Annotated in this window: 18 protein-coding genes and 1 tRNA gene; 10 read left to right on the forward strand and 9 right to left on the reverse strand. The window is 61.2% G+C overall.

All coding sequences use genetic code 11. From position 1 onward, the window contains the following. The first annotated feature begins 68 nt into the window (after window positions 1–68). Genes L5849_RS11585 through L5849_RS11615 form a run of 7 tightly spaced genes read left to right on the forward strand, consistent with a single transcriptional unit; the run spans window position 69 to window position 4,527 of the window. Window positions 69–653: an SCO family protein gene (locus L5849_RS11585; RefSeq protein ID WP_115417553.1), complete on the forward strand. Its 585-nt coding sequence runs from the start codon at window positions 69–71 to the stop codon at window positions 651–653. Beyond that, window positions 641–1,108 carry a YcgN family cysteine cluster protein gene (locus L5849_RS11590; RefSeq protein WP_236925704.1) on the forward strand — a complete coding sequence of 156 codons (468 nt, stop codon included), beginning with the start codon at window positions 641–643 and terminating at the stop codon, window positions 1,106–1,108. Before L5849_RS11585 ends, L5849_RS11590 begins: the two co-directional genes overlap by 13 nt. Beyond that, window positions 1,105–1,827: a M48 family metallopeptidase gene (locus L5849_RS11595; protein WP_236925705.1), complete on the forward strand. Its 723-nt coding sequence runs from the start codon at window positions 1,105–1,107 to the stop codon at window positions 1,825–1,827. Before L5849_RS11590 ends, L5849_RS11595 begins: the two co-directional genes overlap by 4 nt. Window positions 1,828–1,870: 43 nt before the next feature. After that, on the forward strand, window positions 1,871–2,326 hold the full coding sequence (locus tag L5849_RS11600; protein WP_236925706.1) for a hypothetical protein: 456 nt from the start codon (window positions 1,871–1,873) through the stop codon (window positions 2,324–2,326). Further along, window positions 2,307–3,284, forward strand: coding sequence for a bifunctional diaminohydroxyphosphoribosylaminopyrimidine deaminase/5-amino-6-(5-phosphoribosylamino)uracil reductase RibD (gene ribD, locus L5849_RS11605; RefSeq protein ID WP_236925707.1), 978 nt, complete (start codon window positions 2,307–2,309; stop codon window positions 3,282–3,284). The genes L5849_RS11600 and ribD overlap by 20 nt, the downstream gene beginning before the upstream one ends. A gap of 20 nt (window positions 3,285–3,304) precedes the next feature. Then, the gene (locus tag L5849_RS11610) at window positions 3,305–3,922 is read left to right on the forward strand and encodes a riboflavin synthase (protein WP_115417560.1); all 618 of its coding nucleotides are present in this window, start codon (window positions 3,305–3,307) and stop codon (window positions 3,920–3,922) included. A gap of 2 nt (window positions 3,923–3,924) precedes the next feature. Then, window positions 3,925–4,527, forward strand: a complete 603-nt coding sequence (locus L5849_RS11615; RefSeq protein ID WP_236925708.1) for a ferric reductase-like transmembrane domain-containing protein — start codon at window positions 3,925–3,927, stop codon at window positions 4,525–4,527. On the opposite strand, the gene L5849_RS11620 is transcribed toward L5849_RS11615, so the two are convergent. The 4 genes from L5849_RS11620 to L5849_RS11635 all read right to left on the reverse strand — a co-directional run bounded on the left by L5849_RS11620 (window position 4,512) and on the right by L5849_RS11635 (window position 7,769). Beyond that, on the reverse strand, window positions 4,512–5,030 hold the full coding sequence (locus tag L5849_RS11620; protein WP_236925709.1) for a helix-hairpin-helix domain-containing protein: 519 nt from the start codon (window positions 5,028–5,030) through the stop codon (window positions 4,512–4,514). The genes L5849_RS11615 and L5849_RS11620 overlap by 16 nt on opposite strands. A gap of 117 nt (window positions 5,031–5,147) precedes the next feature. Continuing rightward, complete coding sequence (locus tag L5849_RS11625; protein ID WP_236925710.1) at window positions 5,148–5,687, reverse strand: GNAT family N-acetyltransferase; 540 nt, start codon at window positions 5,685–5,687, stop codon at window positions 5,148–5,150. 6 nt (window positions 5,688–5,693) lie between these two features. Further along, the gene (locus tag L5849_RS11630) at window positions 5,694–6,875 is read right to left on the reverse strand and encodes an aromatic amino acid transaminase (protein ID WP_236925711.1); all 1,182 of its coding nucleotides are present in this window, start codon (window positions 6,873–6,875) and stop codon (window positions 5,694–5,696) included. Between the two features lie 105 nt (window positions 6,876–6,980). Then, a complete protein-coding gene (locus tag L5849_RS11635; protein ID WP_236925712.1) occupies window positions 6,981–7,769 on the reverse strand; it encodes a DUF1134 domain-containing protein in 789 nt (262 codons plus the stop codon). 219 nt (window positions 7,770–7,988) lie between these two features. On the opposite strand from L5849_RS11635, the gene L5849_RS11640 reads away from it, so the two are divergent. From L5849_RS11640 to L5849_RS11650, 3 genes are all read left to right on the forward strand, one after another. After that, window positions 7,989–8,080, forward strand: a tRNA-Ser gene (locus tag L5849_RS11640). A gap of 249 nt (window positions 8,081–8,329) precedes the next feature. Next, window positions 8,330–8,899 carry a PilZ domain-containing protein gene (locus L5849_RS11645; RefSeq protein ID WP_236925713.1) on the forward strand — a complete coding sequence of 190 codons (570 nt, stop codon included), beginning with the start codon at window positions 8,330–8,332 and terminating at the stop codon, window positions 8,897–8,899. Between the two features lie 175 nt (window positions 8,900–9,074). Beyond that, window positions 9,075–10,913, forward strand: a complete 1,839-nt coding sequence (locus L5849_RS11650; RefSeq protein WP_368735737.1) for an EAL domain-containing protein — start codon at window positions 9,075–9,077, stop codon at window positions 10,911–10,913. A gap of 12 nt (window positions 10,914–10,925) precedes the next feature. Here L5849_RS11650 and L5849_RS11655 read toward each other — a convergent pair whose 3' ends face one another. The 5 genes from L5849_RS11655 to L5849_RS11680 form a co-directional block, all read right to left on the reverse strand. Next, window positions 10,926–13,607, reverse strand: coding sequence for a PAS domain-containing protein (locus tag L5849_RS11655; protein ID WP_368735738.1), 2,682 nt, complete (start codon window positions 13,605–13,607; stop codon window positions 10,926–10,928). Window positions 13,608–13,828: 221 nt separating this feature from the next. Continuing rightward, window positions 13,829–16,246: a PAS domain-containing hybrid sensor histidine kinase/response regulator gene (locus L5849_RS11665; protein ID WP_236925717.1), complete on the reverse strand. Its 2,418-nt coding sequence runs from the start codon at window positions 16,244–16,246 to the stop codon at window positions 13,829–13,831. Between the two features lie 9 nt (window positions 16,247–16,255). After that, the gene (locus L5849_RS11670; protein WP_236925718.1) at window positions 16,256–20,098 is read right to left on the reverse strand and encodes a GMC oxidoreductase; all 3,843 of its coding nucleotides are present in this window, start codon (window positions 20,096–20,098) and stop codon (window positions 16,256–16,258) included. Then, complete coding sequence (locus L5849_RS11675) at window positions 20,095–21,531, reverse strand: metallophosphoesterase (RefSeq protein ID WP_236925719.1); 1,437 nt, start codon at window positions 21,529–21,531, stop codon at window positions 20,095–20,097. Before L5849_RS11675 ends, L5849_RS11670 begins: the two co-directional genes overlap by 4 nt. Next, the gene (locus L5849_RS11680) at window positions 21,528–22,778 is read right to left on the reverse strand and encodes a serine hydrolase (protein ID WP_236925720.1); all 1,251 of its coding nucleotides are present in this window, start codon (window positions 22,776–22,778) and stop codon (window positions 21,528–21,530) included. The genes L5849_RS11675 and L5849_RS11680 overlap by 4 nt, the downstream gene beginning before the upstream one ends. Between the last annotated feature and the right edge of the window lie 21 nt (window positions 22,779–22,799).

Below are 22,799 nucleotides of genomic sequence, written 5' to 3' on the forward strand. Positions count from 1 at the left end.
CTATCCGCAATTCTATGGCCGACTAGCTCTTGTCGAGCGCCGGTTAGCAGACCATGAACCCTCACACCATGCCCCGCAACCATACTCCTTTGATCGCCGCCCTTCTCATGCTGACAGCTTGCCAGGCGGAAACACCCCCTGAACCACCTCTCGCCGGTGCGGCCATCGGCGGCGATTTCACGCTGACTGGCGAAGGCGGCCAGCCCGTAAGCTGGGCCGATTTCACCGGCCAGTACCGCACGCTCTATTTCGGGTACACTTTTTGCCCCGATGTCTGTCCGGTCGACACGCAGCGCGCCATGGCGGGATTGAAAGCCTTCGAGAAAGCCAATCCGGAGCTCGGCGCCAAGATCCAACCCTTGTTCATCAGTGTCGATCCGGAACGCGACACGCCTGAAGTGCTCGCCGAATTCACTGATAATTTCCACCCGCGCCTGATCGGCATGACCGGCACGAAGGAAGAGCTCGATCGGATCACCTCTTCATTCGCCGCAACCTATTCGATCGGCGAGAAGCAGGACAATGGGGGCTATCTGGTCGGCCATACAAACATCACCTACCTCTTCGGCCCCGAAGGAGAGCCCTTGGCCATGCTGCCGACCGACGAAGGTCCGGAAGCAGTCGCGGCGGAGCTGGAAAAATGGGTGCGTTGAGGGACCGCTTCTGGGAACGGCCCTTGGCCGATCTGAACGCCGAGGAATGGGAAGCCCTGTGCGACGGCTGCGGGCGCTGCTGCCTGCACAAGGTCGAATATGAGGATACGGGCGAGATCGAACACACCAATGTGGCGTGCAGACTGCTCGATACACAAACCGCGCGCTGCACCGATTATAGACATCGCAAGGCCTTCGTGCCCGACTGCCTGAGGCTCACGCTGAAAATCGTCGACGACGTGAGCTGGCTGCCTTCGACCTGCGCCTATCGCCGACGAGCGGATGGGCTCCCCTTGCCGCGCTGGCATTATCTTCTGACCGGCGATCGCGAGGGGGTTGTGCGCGCCGGAATTTCGGTGGCGGGCCGGGTGGTGAGCGAGGACATGGCAGGCCCGCTCGAGCATCATGTCGTCGACTGGGACGAAGACGAGCACGACGACGAGGCGGCGGCATGATCGACTGGCTCCGCCGCGAAGCGCAGGAGCCGGTGATCGAGCTGGATGGGCGCGAACTGCCCATCCAGCTCGCCCGCAATCGCCGCGCCAGGCGGCTGACCATGCGGCTGGCGCCCGATGGCAGCGCGGTGCGCATCACCCTGCCCTACTGGTGCCGCAGCGCCGAGGCGGTCGATTTCGCCCATGCCCGGCGCGAATGGCTCGCCGACGAGCTTGCCAGGCTGCCCCGACGGCGCAATCCCGCCCGTGAGGGCAAGCTGCTGTACCGGGGCGCGGAAATCGGCGTGGACTGGCGCAGGGATGCGCCGCGAAAGGCCGACTTCAACGGCGGAATGCTCACATTGGGCGGGCCGGAGGAAACGCTCGGCAAACGGCTTCAGCGCTGGCTCGAGGGCGAGGCGCTGCGCTTGTTCGCGGAGGAGGCGGCTCATTACTGTGCACGCGGCGATCTGGAAACTGCCGAAGTCAGGCTGAGCCGCGCGCGCCGCCGCTGGGGCAGTTGTTCTTCGCAAGGCGTATTGCGCTTCAACTGGCGCTTGGTTCAAGCTCCCGACCCCATTCGGCGCTCGGTCGTCGCGCACGAAGTCGCGCATCTCGTGCATTTCGACCATTCGACCGCCTTCCACACATTGCTCGGCAAGCTTTACGAAGACGATATCGATATGGCGAACCACTGGCTGCGCCACCACGGGCGCAGTCTATACGCGACATTCGGTTAGCCAATACTGGCGCCATTCATCGAAAGCCCCTATCTTTAGCGTCATGCGTCTCAAGACACGTTTCAATGCCAAGGCCGGGTTTGCCGATCTGTGGGACTATGTCCGCGAGCCGCGTCCCTATCGCTGGCCGCTGCTGGCAGTGTCTTTCGCGATCCCCGCAACCGGGCTCGCGCTGCTGTCGCAGGAATCGCATTTTCGCCCGCCCGATGCGCCTGAGGTAACCTATATCTCGACCTTCGCGGAAGGGCGGAGCGAGGAAGATATCCGCCAGTCGAACATTGCCAACCAGCAGCGCAAGGATGCGCTGGAAGCGGAACGCGCCGAACTGGAAAGACGCAAGATAGAAGCGTATAAATCGCTCGGCCGGGCCACGGGGCTCGATGTCGACGCGATGGAACGCGAAGCGGCCATGGAACGCGAGCGCGAAGCGGCCGAAGCCGCTGCGCAGCGGCGCGAATTTTATCAGGCAGGCCAGGCGGTTGACAGCGCGGGCGACTGACGCGCGCTGGCTCGATGCTGCCGCGCGCCTGTCGATGCGCGCGCGGCCCATCAGCTACCCCAATCCCGGGGTCGGGTGCATTATTGTCAAGCACGGCAAAGTCGTCGGTCGCGGCTGGACGGCCGCCGGCGGACGCCCCCATGCCGAGGCAGCCGCACTCCACCAGGCGGGCGAGAAGGCGCGCGGAGCGACGGCCTATGTCACGCTGGAACCCTGTGCCCATCGTTCCTTGCGCGGCCCGGCCTGCAGCGATCTGCTGGTCGAAGCGGGGATCGCGCGGGTCGTCGCCGGTGTCGAGGATCCCGATCCGCGTACCGCCGGGAACGGGCTAGCCCGTCTGCGCGAGGCCGGGATCGAAACCGCCCTTCTCGCCAGCCGCGCTGCCGAGGCAAGTCTTGTCGGCTATCTCATGCGCGCGCGCCAGCGGCGCCCGCATGTCACGATGAAGATCGCCATGTCGCTGGACGGCTGTATCGCCATGGCCAGCGGCGAAAGCCAGTGGATTACCGGCGATGTGGCCCGTGCCCATGTCCATGCGCGCCGCGCGGGGGCCGATGCGATCCTGGTCGGTGGCGGGACATGGCGCAGCGACAAGCCCAGGCTCGACGTGCGCCTCCCCGGACTGGAGCAGCGCAGCCCGCAGCGCGCGGTGCTGACGCGCGGCGTGCCCCCCCATGGGGTGAAGGTCATCAACACACCCGAGCAGATCGAAACACTCGATGCCTTCTATCTCTATGTCGAGGCCGGCGCGAATATCGCCGCAAGCTTTCTGTCTGCGGACCTCGTCGACCGCCTCGAGATTTACCGTGCGCCCATCGTGATCGGCAATGGGTATGCGGCTGTCGGCGATATCGGGCTTGGTGCCCTTGCCGATGCACACGGCAGATGGGCGCTTGAGGAACGCCGCCAGCTTGGCAGCGACAGCTTCGAAGCCTACAGCCGCCTGCGCCAGAAATAGAGCGTTAGCCAGGAGCACGCATGTTCACCGGGATCGTCACAGCCATCGGCATCATCAAGAGCATCGAGACGGAGGGCGACCTGCGTGTCGTCATAAGCTGTCCGTGGGACCCGGCCGGGATCGATATCGGCGCCTCCATCGCCTGTTCGGGCGTTTGCCTGACGGTGGTCGAAAAGGGCGGGCAGGAGGGCGATGCCTGGTTCGCTGTCGATGTCTCTGGCGAGACAGTAAGCCGCACGGCACAGGACCAGTGGCGCAAGGACCGCAGGCTCAACCTCGAACCAGCCCTGCGGCTGGGCGACGAACTTGGCGGGCATCTGGTCACCGGTCACGTCGATGCGGTCGGGCGTGTAGCGCTGGCCGAGGACATCGGTGGCTCGACCCGGCTGGAAATCCTCGCCGGTGAAGACATCGCGCCCTATGTCGCGGAGAAAGGCTCGATCACCGTCGACGGTGTCTCGCTGACCGTGAACGAGGTCGAGGACGAGCCCAATGGCGATGTCCGCTTCGCACTCAACATAATTCCGCATACGGGTGAAGTGACGACCTTGGGCGATTTGTCCGAAGGCGATGCGGTCAATCTCGAAATCGATGTGCTCGCGCGCTATCTCAAGCGAATGCAAAGCCTCGCCAACTGACCGTGCGGTCCAGGCCCCTGCTGAGATCCCTCGTCACGTCTCGGCCGCTGCTGTGGCTAATCCTCGCCCTGCCCGGGCTATGGATCGCCTGGCGCTGGGCAGTAACCCCCAATAGCTATGGCTATGGGCATGCCATCGGCGATACCGGCGACTGGGCTGCATGGCTTTTGATGGCGACGATGGCCGTCACCCCGCTGAGGCTCATGTTCCGCCAGCAGCGCTGGACCGGCTGGCTGATGCGGCGCCGCCGGGACCTGGGTGTGGCCAGCTTCGCCTATGCCGCGGGTCACACGTTGATCTATCTGGTGAGGAAAGCTTCGCCCGATCTGATCTTCGCCGAGCTGTCGACGCCCTACATTCTAGTGGGCTGGATCGCTTTCACCCTGTTCCTCCCCCTGGCAGTCACCTCGAATGATGTTTCGGTCCGACGCCTCAAGCGCTCGTGGAAGAAGCTGCACCGTCTTGTCTATCCGGCTGCCGTCCTGACTTTCCTGCACTGGATCTGGTCGGCCTTCGATCCGACCACGGCCTGGATCCATGTGGGGATACTGGCCGCGATCGAGATCGTAAGGGTAATGTTGCAGCGCCGTCAGAGAGTGACGTAGTTCCTGAAGCGGGCGACTTCCGCCTCGTCGACATATTTGCCGATTTCGCGATCGAATTCGCTCATATCGGCATAGGGGCGGTATTCTTCGAACTCGTGCTCCATCTTGTCGGTCATGCCGGGAATGAGACGCAGTTCTTCCTTGCTCGCCGTGTTTAGATTCACCGGAACGAAGACATTTTCGAGCACCGCTGCGGCCTCTTCGGCGCTCAGCGTTTCGAGCAGCTTGGCGTTCAGATCGGTCACGCTGGCATAGGGCTGACCTGCAACGATCGCTGCGGCCAGTTCCTCGTTCACGCCTTCGACAGCGGCGAGCTGTTCGACCGTGGCGGTGCCCGCATCGAGCACGGCGGCTTCGGCAGCCGCCTCGGTCGCCTCGGTCGCCTCGGTCGTTTCGACGGCTGTCGGAGCTTCGGCTTCTGCCGCTTCATCGGCACCGCCCGAGCAGGCGGCAAGAGTGACCATGGTGCCCGAAAGGGCGGCGGCAAGTACCAGCTTACGCATTGGGAGATATCCTCTTGTTGAGAAGCATTCTCATTAGCAGGCCGTGACGCAAGATAAAGCGGAATTTGGTCAAGGACCGTGAACACCTTACCCGCGCGCCGACCTTTCAGCCCGAATTCAGGCGAGCGGGCCTCGCTCGAAGCTTTCCCGGGTGATTTCATAGACGAGGTGGACCACGCGTTTGCCTTGGTACTTCTCAAGCTCGTACCGGTCGGTACGCACCGCGCCGATCGCTTCGAGCGCATTGCGCGAACGGTAGTTGGTGTCGCCTACGCGAAACTCGACCAGCGCCACGCTTTGAAACGCGTAGGCCAGCATGGCACGCTTCATCTCGGGATTGATGCCCTTGCCCCAGTACCGGGGCGCGAGGAAGGTCCAGCCGATCTCGACCACTCCGCCCTCGTCCGGATCGTATTTGTCGTACCGGGTGGAGCCGATGATCGAACCGTCGCGCTTGTCCACTACCGCCAGCGCTCCGCCGCTCGCCAGCCCGTCGCCGAAAAAGCGATCGAAGATCTCGCGCCGCCAGCGGTCGTGGATCGGGTGCTGTTCCCACACTCCGGGATCGGAGGCGACTGCGTAGAGTGCCTCGCGATCCCCTTCCCCAAGCGGACGGATCACCAGCCGCTCGGTCTCGAGAGTCGGCTGACGATCCATCCTCGCCTAGCCCTTCGTGACGTCCGCCAGCGCGGCGATGAACTTGGGCGTGTTGCCTTCATGGAGGCCGGCCACATTGATCCGGCCCGACCCGGCCATGTAGACGCCGTGGTCTTCGCGCAGCCTGGCGATCTGATCCTTCGAAAGCGGCAGCATGGCGAACAGACCGTTCTGCTTGCCCAGCGCGGCGAGATTGAGGCCGGGCGCCTCATTGTCTGCCGCCGCCAGCCGCGCGCGCACCCGCCGCATGCGCGCACGCATTTCGCCCAACTCGTCGAGCCACTGCCTGGTCAACTCCTCGTCCCGCAGCACCGTCCGCACCGCCGCGCCGCCGTGATCCGGCGGCATCGACCAGTTGGCCCGAGCCAGGGCATTGGCGTTGGAGGTAATGGTGGGCAGGTCGGAGGCGTCTTTCGCGATCATGTAAAAGGCCCCGACACGATCGCGGTAAAGGCCGAAGTTCTTGTCGCAGCTATAGGCCACCAGCGCCTCGGGCACTTTGGCGAGCACTTTGCGCACTCCCGCGACATCCTCCTCGAGCCCGTGTCCGAGCCCATGATAGGCAACGTCGAGGATCGGCAGGATGCCCTTGACGGCAAAGGCCTGGGCAATCTGCTCCCACTGCTCGTCGGTATAGTCGACCCCGGTGGGGTTGTGGCAGCACCCGTGCAGCAGCACCGCATCGGTTTCGCGCGCCTTGCCGATCGCATCGAGCAACGCGTCGATATCGGCTGTGCCGTCATCCTTGGCATGGTGGAAGGTGGTGGTTTCGACCCCCACATCCTGCAGGATCTGTGCGTGATTGGGCCAACTCGGCACACCGAGATGGATCCGCGTGACCCCCGCAGCCTTGGCCAGCGCCACGGCGAGGCGTACCGCGCCGGTACCACCGGGGGTCTGCATGCCCTCGATACGTCCGCTCATGGTGGCGTTCTTGCCGAAGATATAGGGCTTCAACGCGTGGACGAAGCCGGTATCGCCTTCCGGCCCGAGATAGCTCTTGGAATCCTGCGTATCGACCAGTCGCTGTTCCGCCGCCTTGATAGCGCGGAAAACCGGGGTGGCGCCGTCATTCGTGCGATAGACACCCACGCCGAGGTCGATCTTGTCCTCGCGCGGATCTTCGGCGTGCATCTTGATGAGCGCGAGCAGCGCGTCGGGTGATTGGGCTTCGAGTTGGTCAAGCATGCGCGCCTCATTGCCCGATATGGATAGAGCCGCAACAGGAAATCCTGTCATGGCCCCCATGCTTTCCGGTTTTATGGTTTGGCGCCCCGAAGGGCTGCTATCGCCTCAGAACGGCAGCCAGCGCTGCTTCTTCGAAAACTTCATGTAGCCGGCATTGATCCCCAGCCGCAGACCGGCCCCCATGCGGATCGGGATCAGCACGACATCGCCCTTGCGCATATAGCTCGCGGTGAGGCCGCCGATCACATAGGCCTGACCCTCGCCTGCCGGATACCGCTCGTAGAGTTCTTCGCTGTCGTAGAGGTTGTACACCAGCACGAAGGTGCTGCCGGCATTGGCCCCGGCATCGAAACCGATCGACGGGCCGGTCCAGTAAACCGGACGCTCGCCTTCGACCTTGTGATAAAGCGTGCCCGAGCCGTAGCGCGCGCCGACGATGAAGGCACCGCTCGCCTCGCGACCGACAATATAGGCATTGGGCTCGCCCTGTTCGGCGAGCAGTTTGCGGACCATCTTGGCGACCCCTTCCGCACCCTTGCCGAATACACCTTCGGCCGCCCCGATGAGGTCATCCTCGCGATAGGTCGTGTCGGGATCGTCGACTGCGGCAGTGTCCACCGCCTCGCTGGCGGCTTCCTCTGCGGACTGCTCCGACCATTGCGGCTGCTCGGGATAAGCGTCCTGGGGCGCCGCCGCTTCGGGTTCCGTAGTGTAGGTGGTGGCTTCTTCCGGCTCGCCGTAGACCGGCTGGTCGCCTGGCTGCTCGACGAGATCGCCGTCAATGGCGGCGTTGGGGTCGATTGTCTCGACCTGGGCCGCAAGCGGGCTCACGCTTAAGCCGAAAGCTGCTAGTGCGAAGCCGATCTTCGGCAGTTTCCGTATAATTTCGATCATCGATCCCTCCGTGTCGGCGACGCATGCGCAGACAGCTGCGCCATGAGAAGAATCCCCTTTGACCGCCACGGCAATGAAACGGCGATGAACCGAATCGAAATTGCGGCAAAGCGAGTCTGTGGGCCGATGAAAGATGGGCGCGAACCTTTGTAAAAACTCCCCTTGAAGGCATGCGGGGGCATGGGTATAGCGCGCCCCTCGCAGCCGAAATGCGTCAGCGGAGACGTGGGTGAGTGGCTGAAACCAGCTCCCTGCTAAGGAGCCATACCTGGTAACGGGTATCGAGGGTTCGAATCCCTCCGTCTCCGCCACTTGCTCTCATGCCCTCGATACTGGAGTACCGCTCTTCATCCGGTGAATGTGCGGCGCGTGGCAGGCTTGCGAAATGGTCGGGGCATGGGCCATGCCCGGCCGAGGCAGCGCTCTATCCAAAGAGCCTCGTGGTTAAAAAACCCTCTTTCGTCACATAGAGAGATCTCAATATCCGGCTTGCAGGTTGCTTAATCGCCTGTCGCTAGGCAGGCTGGATGAGGAATTCGGCACCCAGGGGTTTGTCGAACATGGCGATCGGTTCGCAGCCGGTTTTACAGCCGGAGCGACGGCAAGAAGATCGCAGTATTCGCACATTCAGGCCGGCCTGTATCGAGGCCGAAGGCAAAGCCTATCTGGCGACCATGAAGGACATTTCGGAGTATGGCTGCGGTTTCGAGGGGGCGATACCGCTGACGCCGGGGCAACCCGTGCGCTATCGCTGGAGCAGCAGGGCGTTCGTGACGGCCACCGTCGTCTGGGTAGACGGCGCGCGGTTCGGGCTGATGAACGATGCGCCCTGCGATATCGGTACAAATGCCGGGTTCCCCTATCGCTCGGTGCGCATCCCGTTCGAACATTCGGCATCCGTTTTCGTCTGCGGGCGCCGGATCGATGCCGCCGCGCTCAACATCGCGCAGAAAGGGTTGTGTATCGCGCTCGACGAACCGATACCCGAGGGCTGCCTATGCACCATAGAAGTGTGCGGAGCGACATTCCCGAATGCGGCCATCCGCTGGTTGCAAGGAGGCAGCGCCGGACTTGCCCTGGAAAAGCCGATGTCCCTTCGGGCATTGGCGTTTCTCACCAATCCGGAGTGAATGGTTGGATCGTCCCATGCCCTGCGATTTTTCCTGCGGGACGCAATCCCATCACCGCATGACTTAATAAAGAAGTTATACTCTTCATATTATTATACCACCCAATCCGGTCGGTCGGGGTTTGCGCTGATTAATTTAGGGTGATACCCGCGCCTTGCCCCGAGTGGGAGGCAACGTGCATTCGTTATTTATTTTAGACGATAATCCGCAGACGGCGAAGCTCTTCAAGCGGTTCGCCGTGAAGGCTGGCCTTCAGGCCGTGGCCTTCACCGAACCGCGCGATTTCTTTGCCGCGCTGTCCGCGAGGGACACCTCACCGGACGTCTTACTCGACCTCCACATGCCCGACATCGGAGGTATAGATGTCGCGGAAAAGCTGCAGCAGGCCGATTTCTCGGGCCGCGTCTTCCTGACCAGCGGCGCCGATGCACCAGTGCTTGAGGCGGCCGGACGGTTGCTTTCCGGCAGCGGGGCGAAGATCGCAGGACTTCTGCCCAAACCGTTCAGCTTTACCGATTTCGAACGGCTGGTGACTTCGCAGCCATCGGCCGATCCCGACAAGGAAAAGCCCTCGCCTCCCGATACCCTGATATGTTCGCGAGAGGAATTTGCGCAAATCCAGGCAACGCTCCAACTGTATTTCCAACCGAAGATCTGGGCCAAGTCCCGCAAACTGGCCGGGTTCGAAGCGCTGGCCCGGTTTTGGAACGCGGATGGCGAGATGCTGTCAACCGACGACTGCATCGCGCAGCTGCAAAGCCATGGCAGAATGGACTCGCTGACCGAGACCGTGATCGAGAAAAGCATGGAGTGGGCTTCCGAGGTGCTAACCGACGATCTCCACCTGGCCATCAATATCGAGCCGGAATTTTTCGAGCAGCCGGAGGGATTGGAGAAAATCGAGCGTCTGCGGAAGGAAAAGGGGCTGAAAGCCTCCCAGTTCATCTTCGAAGTGACCGAGCGCTCGGGCCTGCCCGATGATGAAAATGTTCTGAAATCGTTCACCAAGCTGCGCGTCGCCGGGTATGGTATCGCCATCGATGATTTCGGGATCGGGTTCTCGTCGCTGAAGCAATTGTCCGATTTCCCGTTCTCGGAACTGAAGATCGACGGCAACTTCGTCGCCCGGATGGAACAGGAAGAACGGGCAGCGGAAATAGTCCGGGCCATGGTAAGGCTGGCAAAACGAACCGGGATCCTGTGCACTGCGGAAAGAGTCGAAACCGAATCGGCCGCACAGATACTGGAAGAGGCGGGTTGCGATCAGTTGCAAGGCTTCTGGACCGGACGCCCGGCCCCCGCCGACGAGGCAGCCAGGCTGGTATCGGATGCTGCGAGGGCCGACGGAAAAAAGGTGGAGAGTCCCTTGAGCGCGAGCCCCGACCAATCCGATGGCGATACGAAATCGCGGCCGCTCGTGGCCATTGTGGACGACGAATCCGGTGTGAGGCAGACCCTGGTGCGAGGTCTGGAAAAACAGGGGTTTGCCTGTCGCCCCTACCGAAGCGGAGTCGATTTTCTCGAAAGCCTCGAATTCGAACTGCCCGATTGCGTCATTCTGGACATGCGAATGCCTGAAATGAATGGCATGGCTGTACTGGAAAGCATTCCCGACGAAGCGCAGGCGGTTCCGATCATCGTTTTGACTTCGCATGGCGAGATCAGCCTGGCGGTCGATGCCATGAAAAACGGTGCGGTGGATTTTATCGAAAAGCCCGTATCGATCAAGGAATTCGCCAAGAAAATCAATGAGCACATTGCGCGTTCCATCGAGCTGCGTCGCCAGGTCGACGAAGTGGAACGGAACAAGTCGCTGATCGCGCTTCTGACATCGCGCGAAAGCGAAATCGCCGCGCAGATCGTCGATGGCAACAGCAATAAGGAAATAGCGAGGACGCTGGACATCAGCCCGCGCACGGTCGAGGTTCACCGGGCGAATATCTTCAAGAAACTGGGGGTGCGTAACGCAGTCGAATTCACCCTGATATTCGAGAAAGCCAATCCATCGAAATAGCGCTCTTCCCGGTCAGTCGCAGACCGGATCGCAGGTCACGCGCTTGAGCGCTTTTGCCAGTTCCATGCGCGTATAGGGCTTGAGCAACAACATATCCCTACCGGGATCGAAGCTGTCGCCAAGTGTGCGCATACTGGCATAGCCGGATGAAAAAATGACCTTTATTCCCGGCAAACGGTGCCGTGCCTTTTCCGCCAGTTCCAGCCCATTCATTCCGCCCGGCATCACGATATCGGTGAAAAGGAGATCGACATCGTCGTGCCGATCGAGCAGCGCCATTGCGTCCGGGCCGTTGGACGCGCTGAGGACCGAATAGCCTTCGGCCTCGAACAACTTTTCGACGTAACGCCGCACCTGCCCCTCATCTTCGACGATCAGTATCTTCGCAGCGGAGTCTCGAGGAAAGGTATACTCGGTTCCGCGGCTCTCGGCTTCACCCTCGATCGGTTCGATCTTCGGCAGGAAAATGCAGACCGTCGTTCCTTCACCTGGCGCGGTTTCCACGAAGGCGTGGCCTCCCGACTGGTTGGCGAAACCATACACCATGCTCAGTCCCAGACCCGTCCCATCTCCCCTCGCTTTCGTCGTGAAAAAGGGCTCGAACACGCGAGAAGCAATTTCGGTAGCCATGCCTGAACCGCTGTCGGTCATCGCGATCCTGACATATTCGCCGGGCGCCAGTACATTCTCCAACGCCCCCAATTCCACGCGATATGACGATGCCTCGAGCGTAAGCAGGCCGCCTTCGGGCATCGCGTCGCGCGCATTCATCGCCAGATTGACCAGCGCGTTGTCGAGCTGACTGGGATCGACCTCGACGAAAAGATCCTCCTCGCTCGCCGTAACCGACAGGGTGATGTCTTCCGGCAGCCCATGCCTGATGAGCTTGCCGATCTGTTCCATCTGCTCGGCAATGTTCATCCGCTGCGGCGCCAGCGGTTGCTGCCGCGCGAAAGACAGCAAGCGGCTGGTCAGTTCGGCACCGTTGCGGGCTGCCGACTGGATCAGATCGAGCAGTTCGCGCACGTCCGGATCATCGGTTTCATCCAGCAATATCTCGGTATTGCCCATGATGATCATGAGCATGTTGTTAAAATCGTGTGCTACGCCGCCGGTCAGCTTGCCCAGCGATTCAAGCGATTGTTTGTTGCGAAGAAAATCCTCGAGTCGCCGGCTCTCGGTGATATCGCGCACGGCACCCACAACGCGCGTCACGGCGCCGTTCTCGTCTCTGATGAGCGCAGCGGTATCCTGAACCAGCAAGGTCGACCCGTCGGCCTTTTGCATCCGGTACTCCTCGCGCCAGCGATCCGCACCGCCTTCGAGCGCTGCGCTCAGGCTCGAAACCACACGTTCCCGGTCTTCCGGACTGACCTGATCGATCCAGGCCCCACCCGAATAGGGCGCCAGATCGGGGTCCAGACCGAGCCGTTCTACGCCTTCGGCGGCACGCCAAACCACCTCCGTATCCGGGTTCATCTCCCACAGAATATCGCTGGATAGCTCGGTCACAATCCGCAATCGCTCTTCCGAACTCGCCAGCTTTTCCTCTTTCTGGCGCAATTCGGTTACGTCGATTGTCGATCCGATGATCCGGACGGGTTCTCCATCATCGTCATAGTGGATGGTGAATTCCGACCGCAAAGTCCCAATGCCGCCCTCCGGTCTGACGAACCGGAACTCCCGCTGCAATCGACGGTCCTGCTGCGCTAGAGCCTGGAGTAGCTGGCGCTGGTAGCGATCGCGATCTTCCTCGACGACATATTGCGGGACCTCGGTCAGGCCCATCGTGCTTGGCGGGGACGATCCGAAGACGGTTTCGAAGCTTTCGCTCGCCCAGAATTCTTCGGTCAGCAGGTCCCAATCGCACACGACACTTCGGGCTGCCCGCAAGGCAAGCTGGAAGCGGCGCTGATCGGCCTTCGCCGCCAACTCATGGTTACGACGCTGGCTGATATCGTTGAAGTAAAGGATGACTGTCGAGATCTCGCCTGTGGGTTCGACTATCGGCAAAGCGTTGCAATGAAACCATTGGGTTCCGCCCGAGCCACCAGCCAGCTTGCCGATTATTGCATCGCGAACAGCTTCGCCGCGCTCCATCACCGATTTCACAAGACAGTCTTCCTCGGTAAAGGGGGACCCGTCTTCTTTGATGAGATCAAATTTGGCGCGCTCTATTGTGCGCCCCTCTGTCGACGGTGACAGTCCGAGTGACCGCATGGCTTCAGGATTGATCTTCCTCACCACGCCATCGGGCGAACAGATCATCACCCCCGTTCCGATATTTTCGAAGATAACGCGGGAATGTTTTTGAAACGCATCGAGATCCCGCTGTCGCTCGCCTCGATGGCCCTCGCCCAGCTTTGCTATCAGACCGACGAAATTCCCGTTCTCGTCGAATTGGGGCAGGATCGACACACTGTGCCGGAATGCGCCTCCCCCTTTGCGATGAGCGACCACTTCGCCTTCAAAGCGCTCTCGTTTGGCGATCGCATCCCTAATACGCTCCGCGAGTTCGGCTGTCGTTTCATCCCGTTCCAGGAGACGCCAGTTCTTTCCCAGAATATCCGCCTCGCCATAGCCCGCCATGTCGAGGAAGGCCCGATTACAAAAGGTTATTTCTTCACCGGCACCGATGAACAAAATTCCATCGCCAACAGCCTGAAGCGCTTTGCGATAGAATAAATCCTGCATAACCTTCTTCACCTTCCTACAGCCACGACGGTATGTTAAATCCGCCTGAATTAACTACAAAATAACCATCCGGTTTTCCAGTATGCGAGTGTATTTTCGATTATCGAGCACTCTGCCCAGCCAGCCGGAAAAATCGATCTTTCCATCTCACCTCCCGCGATATCGGGGCTTTTCCCAGCCCGGCGAGAGCTGACGATCCGTGCTGCCCCGGTCGATCAGCCCTATCCTCCGAGAGCGCCTTCGATTGCATCGATCAGATCGGCCCTTCGGATCGGCTTGGTCAAACGCCGCTGGCCGATCGCCAAGCCATGCTCGTCGACATTGGTCTGGCTGGCATAGCCGGACATGAAGATTATTCGCGCCTCCGGATCGAGCGCCCGGATTTCCTTGGCCAGGTCGGGCCCCTGCAGGCGCCCGGGCATTACGACATCGGTCAAAATCAGGTCAAAACCCGGTCTTCGTTGCCTGTAAGCGTCGAGAGCGGCATCGCCATTGGCCGTCGCCGTGACATCGTAACCGCTCCGCTCGAGCGTTCGGATAACGGTATCGCGCACTGCCGAATTGTCTTCCACGACGAGTATGCGCGCTTGCGAAACCTTGCCCTGCCAAGCTTCGTCGTCTTCGCGCAAGGCGAGCTGCGCTGCATCCTTGGCATGAAAATAGAGCCTGAACGTGCTTCCGCGACCGAGTTCGGTGGAGACTCTGACAGCCCCTCCGGATTGCTTCATGAATCCATGGACCATCGACAACCCAAGCCCCGACCCCTTTCCTGCCGCCTTGGTGGTGAAGAATGGGGAGAAGATTTCTTCCAGCAGTCCGGTCTCGATACCCACACCGTCGTCGATGACCGACAAAACGACATAGCGCCCGGGTTGCAGATCCTCACGCGTTTCGCTGACGCAGGCTTCGTCGAGAACGATATTGGCGGTTTCGATCGTCAATGTACCGCCGTGAGGCATGGCATCGCGCGCATTGAGGATCAGGTTTATCAATGCGCTACGGGTCGAGCCGACATCCGTCTCAACAGGCCAGAGACCGCTTTCGAGAACCGCCTTGATCTCGATGTTTTCAGGGAGAATACGCGCGCTCCACTTCCGCGTTTCGTCGACCACTTCGTTGAGATCGAAAATTTCGGGCTGGAGCGGCGCCTTGCGCGCGAAAGCCAACATACTGCGAGTGAGATCCACCGCTTCCATCGCCGCACCAATGGCATCGTCGACAAGCTCTCGTTGCGATGCATCGATCTTCTCGAAATCGCGCAGCACTTCCAGATTGCCGAGGATGATCGCCAGGATATTGTTGAAATCATGGGCAATCCCCCCTGTCAATTGCCCGATAGCTTCCATCTTCTGGGTCTGCCGAAGCTCCTGCTCCAGCTTAACCAACTGGGTGATGTCCTGGCAGATGCCCACTGCGGACTGGGGGCGACCTTCGGCATCCTTCTTGAAGATGGCCCGCTGCCGCAGAACCACCTCCTTCCCATCGGGTCGGATCAGCCGATGTGTCGTGTCGTAACGCTTCCCTTCGGCGAGCGCTTCCGCATAGGTACGTTCGACCCGAGCCCTGTCATCCGGATGGATCATGTCGAAAAAGAATTCGACCGTTCCGCCGAACTCCGAAGGCGCGACACCGCTGAGCTCATAGGCCTGTTCCGACCAGATCAGCGAGCCATCGCTATGCGCTTCCCACGTCGCGAGCCGTTCGAGCGATTGGGCTTCGTTGAGCCTCGCTTCACTGGCCTGGAGTCGTGCGATGAAATCGGCGTTGTCTTCCCGTAATCTGTCCAGTTCCGACAGAATTTTGGCGATTTCGACAAATGCGAAGGGCGTCGAAGGAAGGACGGGCTCGTGGATGGTCTTTTCGCGGGTCAATTCGTGCGCGACGAATTGCGAAACATTGTCGAGGGTCTTCCGAAAATTCTGGTAGATCGAACAATAGTTCGCTCCGCAGATGAGCAGGACCAGCAGAGCCGCCTCGGCCCCGATCGCCGGCCCCGAATGCTCCACCCCGTTCATGTACAGCACGAGGGAAACCACAAGTGCGCCGGGGATGATGACCATATAGACCATCAAGCGCGATCTAAGCGTTACGGGCCTGATCGTAACCAAATCCGCCGATAGCTTGAAAATGAGGCGATCGTAAAACGTATAGAACAACGATATCTGCACGACCGGCGATATGAAGACCAACGCCCACGATCCCACCACGTGGGATCCCGCCGAATGAAAGCTGTGGGGTAATGGCACACCGAGCGCACTGAGGAGCAGGACAGGCCACAGAACGCTGTGCCCCATCGCGAGTATCAAGACAGTTCGCGCCCGGCGACTGATGTCCGGCCGTTCGACCCGATCCGCACCCGAAATCGCATCCTCGATCCGGCGGGAATTGGAGTAGGCGATATAGGTGAGCGCACAAGAGGCCGTGAAAATGTAGATGAGAAGCGGCCCCTCAAGGGTTTTCAGCAGCTCGCCAGGGGTGAATGCCTCGACCATTAAGAGGCTCGCGGCATAGATGAATGGCTGTAACAGCCCCATCGTCAGTGCGGAAACGACGCATCCGATAGCCAAGGCGCCGCGTCTTTCTCGGACGATCGCGTCGGTTCGGGTGGCAGCGGTGAAAGTATCGCCTGCGTCGGCCATCGCGGAAGGCTATGCCCGCTTCCCGGAATGAGCACCAGGAATTCCACATCGAGCCGATCCACCCATCCCCATTCCGCTCTGATCGTCCAGCCACGCCAATTGATCCAGGATGATCGGTGTCACGTCGCGATGGGCGTTGTGACCGATGAACAAATCCATATGCCCGTAATCCGGTATGATCCGCTGCTGATAGAGATCGGCACCATTTCTGTCTTCGAGCCAGACCCGCGTACGCTGGCCACTTTCGGGATAGAATATCTTGTTGGTGGCTCCCGACAGGAAGCTGATCGGTAAAGCCAGGCGCCGTGCGGCGTCATCGGATGTGTAGATCGCTTGCCCGTCAGCATCGACTGCCAGCCCCCTGCGCATCACATCCTGCAGTTGTTCGAAGGGTTTCAGCGAGACGCGGCTGAACATGCTTCCAAGCGCGAGATGCGTATCATGCCCGAGCTGATTATGGTCCCAGCTGGGGCCGAATACGCCGAAGACACGGCGGCACGTCGGATTCTTGCACGCCTGCCCTTCGGGCATGGGTATCTGGTAGGCGATGGCGTCGATTTCGTAGTCGGCGTCGGTTCCCCCACTGACGAAATCCAGATGACCATCGAGAAGCGATATCTGCCCCAAGGCCCCGGCCACACCGAGATCGGCCTTGAGATAATTGAGCCAGTCGGTGACCGGATGCAGGGTCAGTTGCGAGGAGATCAGCGAACGAATGCCCGAAACCCATCCCGCACCGATGCCCATCAAGAGGCTCATCGAACCGACGCAATGGGCAATTGCCTGCACGCTTTGCGCCCCCGATAGGGCGCGGATCTTCGCGATGGCGGCGGGCCAGTCGTAGCGAGCGATAGCGTCGATGGTGAATTCGGGCGGGTGCTGGAGATCGTTACCGGCATCGGCGCTGGCGCGATAATCGAACAGCCACACATCGTAGCCCTGCGCGACGAGGCTTTCGGCGAGGTTCTTCTCCACCGTCGGGGTTGCGAAGCTCGATGCGCGGACCGAAAAGCCGGGTGCCAGAACCAGCGGCCCGCGCGAGCCGCCGCGATAGCGGGTGAGGCCGATATTCACGCCGTCGCGCGTGGGTACGATGTGGTGTTCGGCGGGCGGAAGGCGCAGTTCGCGCGCGACCAGCTTGGCTGCATCCTTACCCGCGAAGTCATTCAGCGTGGCCAGCATGCCGCCATAGGCGCGGAACACGGTCATCGCGAAGAACCCTGCATATTTCGCGAGAAAATAGGTCTCAATCGCCTTCTTGGCGCGCGGGATGAGGTTCACGATATATCCGATCAGACTGCCGGAGGCATAAAGCTTGACCGTCGTGAGCTGACGCATGAACTCGTCGATCCCGAGCTTGAGGACACCGCGACCGATCAAGTCGCCGGATGCGTCCTCGCCGTGGCGCAAGGTCACGAACAGCGTGGTGAGATCGGTCCAGGGATCGGACTGGCCACGCTGTTCCAGCGTCTTGAAACCCTGAAAGTGAACGGGGCCATCGGGGCCTTCCAGCACCATTTCATACAGCATCTTCCAGCTTTCCGCCCTGGCCGGATCGGCAATCAGCAGACGAAAGGTGCCATCGCGCACCGGCAGCGGATCGGGCGAAATAGCGCTCACCGTAACGGTGCCGGTGATGCGCGAGCGATGCTGACTGTCCTCGATCATGCGGTGCACATTGTCGGTCGCCACCGTCAGCAGGAAACTGCATCCACTTGCTTCCGTCCGCCCCCAGGCTTCGCCATTTGCATAGTCGTCGCGAATGCGTTCCGCCTTGCTGCAGGGATGATGATGGCAACCGGTGGCACTGATATGCCCGGCCATCGTTTCGGTGAAGGAAAGGCCCGGGCTCATCGCCGCCGGATGATCCATCACCAGTCGGCGTATCGCCGCCTTTCCCTTGTCGAACGCGCCGCTTTCGTAATGCAGCGCGGCTTCCTCGATCCCGCGGGATACCGGATCGATGGCGTGACCCGCGACCCATTTGGCGACACCGAGACGCAATGTGTCGGCATTCGCCGCGAGAACGGGCTCTGACACTGGCTCCGAAGCCGGCCCTGTGGCAGCTTGCGTTTTAGGCAGCGGGCGTTCGGCGCCCAGAGCGTAATCGATCGTCCAACCTTGCCTCAAGGCGAGTTTCTCGACCGCGCGCTCGGCCACGGCGGTAATGGTCAGCAAGGGGTTGACGCCTACGGAACCCGGAAGCGCCGCACCGTCGCAAACATACAGCCCCTCGTGGACATCGGCACCTGTGAGACCGGCGAACACGCGGCAGGTATCGTCGACCACGCCAGTGGTCGCATCATCGCCCATGCCGCAGCCGCCGATGGGATGAACGGTGATCAGCTTCTTGCCGAACGGATCGCTCCACAGCGGGTCGGAGAAATACTGCGCATCGATCGCTTCCGCGGCTTCGCGCATCTTGTCGTCATCGCGGCGGTAGGTGCGCTGCTCGCCCGCGCCAGACCAGTGGATCGTCAGCCGATCGTTTTCGAGAGCGAGCTGTCCACCGGCATTGTCCACGCTCATCACCAGATAGGTCTGGGTTCGCGCCATCGGCCCCTTATAGGCCCATTCGGCGATATTGCCGGGATCGGTCTGCAGCGCTTCGCCCATGGCCTTGGCGTCCATAAGGCGAGGTTTTACCTGATCCATGCCGAAGCGGGTGAAACCATCCGCCAGCGCCTCCCCGAAGAAAAAAGCGGGGGCGAGCGCGGCTGCGAGAATGCCCGGCGCCACGCCTTCCTCGATCACGAGGCCCTTGGTTACGTCCTCAGTCCCGCGCATGTCGATGACGCCGGTTATGCAGGGACCAGGGTAAGCATCTTTCGCAATATCCGAAGCACCGACACCGATCGCATAGAGCGGTTTGGCGGTCAGCTCGTCGCCCTGTTTCTCTGCCTTGAGATAGCTGTCATAGGCGAAACCCAGCGCATCGCCATTGCCGGAAAAGCTTGCGCCCAGGCGATCGGAAAGTTCGAGGCCCTTGCCGCGCGAACGCAAAAGGATTTCGGTCGAGCCCAGCGCACCGGCGCCGAGAATGACATGGTCGGCCGTGATGCTGCCGGGGCCTTTCGGCGCATCCTTGCCATTGGGTTCGAGATGGACACGCCAAACGTCGCCGCAACGCTCGATCCACAGCACCTTGGCCTGCGCAAAAATTTCCGCGCCGTGATTCGCCGCATCGGGCAGATAATTCATCAGCGTGGTGTTCTTGGCGCCGACATTGCAGCCCGATACGCAATCCCCGCAATTGGTGCAGGCGGGCTGCGGCACGCCGAACCGGTTGAGCTTGTCTTCGAAAGTGACGTTGATGGGCGTCTTGTGGAACCGCTTGCCCATCGCCTTAGCCGAATGTTCCAGCGCTTCCAGCTTTCCCAATGCCGGGTAGCTGTCGGGATAGGGATTGGGTGCGAGCATCTCGCGGGCACGCTCGTAATAGGCGTCGATTTCATGCGGGTTTTCGCGGAAGGCAGCGGGCCAGTGCGCTTGGTCGAGCAAGCGTTTATCGAGTTCGAGCGAGACGTTGGCGTTGATCAGCGAGGTGCCCCCAAGCCCGCAGCCGACCAGTGCGTATTGATCGTTGTTCGCATGGACTTCGAACAGCGCGTCCGGTTCGCCGATGCGTCCGCCCTTCGCATTGATCTGGACCGAACCTTGAGCTTCGGAAATCCTGTCGGGGTACTCGCCCGGCAGCAGTTCCTTGCCCCGCTCGAGGACGCAGACATCCTGGCCGGCACGTGCCAGACGCGAAGCGGCAACGCCCGCGCCATAGCCCGACCCGATGACGAGGACGGTGTAATGCGACTTGGCCCGGTCGAGGCTTCTGGCAATCCGCTTCTGCATGGTCATTCCGCAGCCTCCCGATGAGCCTCGTTGGACTTGTCGAGCATACGGCGGACACGTTTGTCCGCCTCCTCGACGATGCGTTTATGGACGATGTGCGAGAAATCGGCCCAGTGACTGGCCGCCCTTTCGACCGCAGCACCGGCTTCGTCGGCGAGGCGCGACACACGACCGCTGCCTTCGACCCGTACCGGAGACATCGCGCCGTCGGTGGGATCGTTGAACAGGCGAAGCGATGCGACTTCCAGATCATCCGAAACCAGAACCGCCGAACATCCCTGCACCGGCATCAGCGTGGGTTCGTCGAGCACCCAGCCCCCGGTGTTGAAAACCCCGACGGGCAGCGTGTACCCCTCGACCATCAACTCATCCTGGAACGGTTTGTGCGTGTGGCCGAAGACAAAGCTCAACTCACGCGGCAATTCTCCCAATTCCTCGCGGAGCTGATTGGCCACCGGGGTGCCAAGATACCATCCGATATCCTCGATCTCGGCTTCACCCAGAACGTGGCCGTACCCGTCGCGTTGACGCTCCGCCGCACGGCCCGCGGTGAGATCGACGCTCGCACGGATGAGGTTATCGAGCGTGATTCCGTATTTGAGCTGCATCTTCGGATTGATGCCCAGCTTCGAATTCAGCCCGCCGGTAATCCGCCGCGCTATGCTTTCGGCGAAATCGTGGCTCGCACCGGCGCTGAGCATGGTTGCGTATAGCGAACCCGCTTCGCCGCCGATCTCGCCCGCGCTGCCCAGGTCGGACCATAGAAAGTCGATCCAGGGACCGTTCTCGGCCTCGAGTTGCTGCATGGTCTCGGGCTGCGCTTCACCGTTTTCGAGAAAGCCGCGCAGGCTCGACAGCGCGCGGTACATCCCGTCAAGATAATGCCCATGATGCATCACCACCGCGCGGCCCGTATTGCCATCGGCGAGCCCCCAGTTGGGATAAGCGATGCTTACCGTGGCCCCTGCCATGTGCGGCCGGTGCGCGATCAGTGATTCCATCAGGCGACAGCGGTGCGCTGGCGGACCCGTGATCGAAGTGACGTATTCGAGATCGCCGGGTATATCCCCTGCCTGAAGCGAAGCGATGAAGCCGTGATCCTGCGCCATGCGCCAGATATGATGGTCGTGATTGCCCGCGATATAGACAATCTCGCGGCGAAACACCTCGTCCCCATCTTCGGGAAAGAAGGCGTCGATCAGTTGGAGAAAGCTCTTCGAAACATCGCCGAAAGGCGACAGGCCAAGATCGAGCGCATCGCCGAGCAGAACAAGCTGCGGCTTGGGCCGTTCGCGCAGCGTTTCGCGCAAACCGTCGGCAAAGGCGGTGAGGACTTCGGACGGTCCGTCGGCGATTTCGTCATGGGCGTTCACATGCGTCAGCAGGCTGTCCCGCGCGCCGAGGTGCAGGTCCGACAGGACGATATGTGCAATAGTCATGCGTTCATCTCCAGGCAGGCGTAGAAGGCGTCCCGCACGATTTTCTCGCGCGGATCGTCCCATTTTCCGGTACCGAGCTGATTGGTGATCCAGGCGTAGGCGACCTCGTCTTCCGGGTCGGCGAAGGCGAGGCTGCCGCCCACCGCGAAACTGCCGAAGGCGCTGCGGGTGCGGGCGTATTCCCACTCGGCGAAAGGCTTTTCGAAACCGTGGGAATAATACATGTCGGCCGTTAGAACCTGGTCCCTCAGGCCCTTGCGCGGATAAGCATGCCCTGCGCAAAGCGTGGCCATCACCTCGGGCGTGACGCCCAGTTTCTCGCCTCCTTCGACGAAGGCCTGATATAGCGCCGCGAGCCCGCGAGCCGAGGCCATACCGCCCGCCGCACCCTGGCCCACCCGCCAGAATGCTTCGCGATCCAGCGCACCCGGCCCTGCCAGGATCAACGGGTTGTTGAGCGTCCGGAAAGCCAGCGTACCGGGCAGACACATCTTGAAAGTGAGCAGCCAGGGCATGGTGGTGTGGTGGAGGAAGAGATCCTGAAGACCGAAGCCCTTGATCCGCGCGATGCGGTTGCGTTCGAAGCTGTCGGGTAGGCCGATAAAGACATCGACACCGAGCGGTCGGGCAATTTCCTCGGCGAAAAATCGGGGCAGGCGGCGACCATGGGGATCGCGGCGGCAGATCAGTTCGCTGGCGATCCAACCGAGCGTATAGGCATGGTTGCCGCTATGCTCGCCGGGCGTCCAGTTCGGCTTTTGTGCGGCGATGGCGGCGCAGATCGCCTCCTCGTCGGCAATATTATCCAGCGATAGCTTGAAATCGATCGCGGCAAGGCCCGCCTGTTCCGACAGGGCCTGACCCACCGTGACATTGCCTTTCCCATGGGCGGCGAACTCTGGCCAGATATCGGCGACCGGTTCGTCATAGGCGAAAAGACCGCGCGACACGGCGACCGCTCCAGCCATTCCGGTGAGCCCCTTGGTCAGCGAGTAGACGAGCGCGATGTCGTCGCCCTGCCATTGCTCTTGTCGGGTTTTCTGCCGCCATCCCCCCTGCAAGTCGGCGACCGTCCTTCCCCGATGAATGATCGTGCAGGCCGCACCCAGCGCGCTTTGCGCCTGGATGGCGGAGGCAAAGGCGTGAGCGACGGGTTCGAAACCCGGCGCAATGTAGCCGCGTGTGCAGTTTCCTCCGAACGACATTTCTGTCGGATTCTGAATGTGCATGCAGTCCGGCTGCTGCATCGACAACCCCCCTGAGTGGCG

This window comes from Erythrobacter sp. SN021, assembly GCF_021864455.1.

Excerpts from the sequence above, each read along its gene's own strand:
- L5849_RS11585 (WP_115417553.1), top strand. The coding sequence starts at position 69 with ATGCCCCGCAACCATACTCCTTTGATCGCCGCCCTTCTCATGCTGACA.
- L5849_RS11590 (WP_236925704.1), top strand. The coding sequence starts at position 641 with ATGGGTGCGTTGAGGGACCGCTTCTGGGAACGGCCCTTGGCCGATCTG.
- L5849_RS11595 (WP_236925705.1), top strand. The coding sequence starts at position 1,105 with ATGATCGACTGGCTCCGCCGCGAAGCGCAGGAGCCGGTGATCGAGCTG.
- L5849_RS11600 (WP_236925706.1), top strand. The coding sequence starts at position 1,871 with ATGCGTCTCAAGACACGTTTCAATGCCAAGGCCGGGTTTGCCGATCTG.
- L5849_RS11610 (WP_115417560.1), top strand. The coding sequence starts at position 3,305 with ATGTTCACCGGGATCGTCACAGCCATCGGCATCATCAAGAGCATCGAG.
- L5849_RS11620 (WP_236925709.1), bottom strand. The coding sequence starts at position 5,030 with ATGCGTAAGCTGGTACTTGCCGCCGCCCTTTCGGGCACCATGGTCACT.
- L5849_RS11625 (WP_236925710.1), bottom strand. The coding sequence starts at position 5,687 with ATGGATCGTCAGCCGACTCTCGAGACCGAGCGGCTGGTGATCCGTCCG.
- L5849_RS11630 (WP_236925711.1), bottom strand. The coding sequence starts at position 6,875 with ATGCTTGACCAACTCGAAGCCCAATCACCCGACGCGCTGCTCGCGCTC.
- L5849_RS11635 (WP_236925712.1), bottom strand. The coding sequence starts at position 7,769 with ATGATCGAAATTATACGGAAACTGCCGAAGATCGGCTTCGCACTAGCA.
- L5849_RS11645 (WP_236925713.1), top strand. The coding sequence starts at position 8,330 with ATGGCGATCGGTTCGCAGCCGGTTTTACAGCCGGAGCGACGGCAAGAA.
- L5849_RS11655 (WP_368735738.1), bottom strand. The coding sequence starts at position 13,607 with ATGCAGGATTTATTCTATCGCAAAGCGCTTCAGGCTGTTGGCGATGGA.
- L5849_RS11665 (WP_236925717.1), bottom strand. The coding sequence starts at position 16,246 with ATGGCCGACGCAGGCGATACTTTCACCGCTGCCACCCGAACCGACGCG.
- L5849_RS11670 (WP_236925718.1), bottom strand. The coding sequence starts at position 20,098 with ATGACCATGCAGAAGCGGATTGCCAGAAGCCTCGACCGGGCCAAGTCG.
- L5849_RS11675 (WP_236925719.1), bottom strand. The coding sequence starts at position 21,531 with ATGACTATTGCACATATCGTCCTGTCGGACCTGCACCTCGGCGCGCGG.
- L5849_RS11680 (WP_236925720.1), bottom strand. The coding sequence starts at position 22,778 with ATGCAGCAGCCGGACTGCATGCACATTCAGAATCCGACAGAAATGTCG.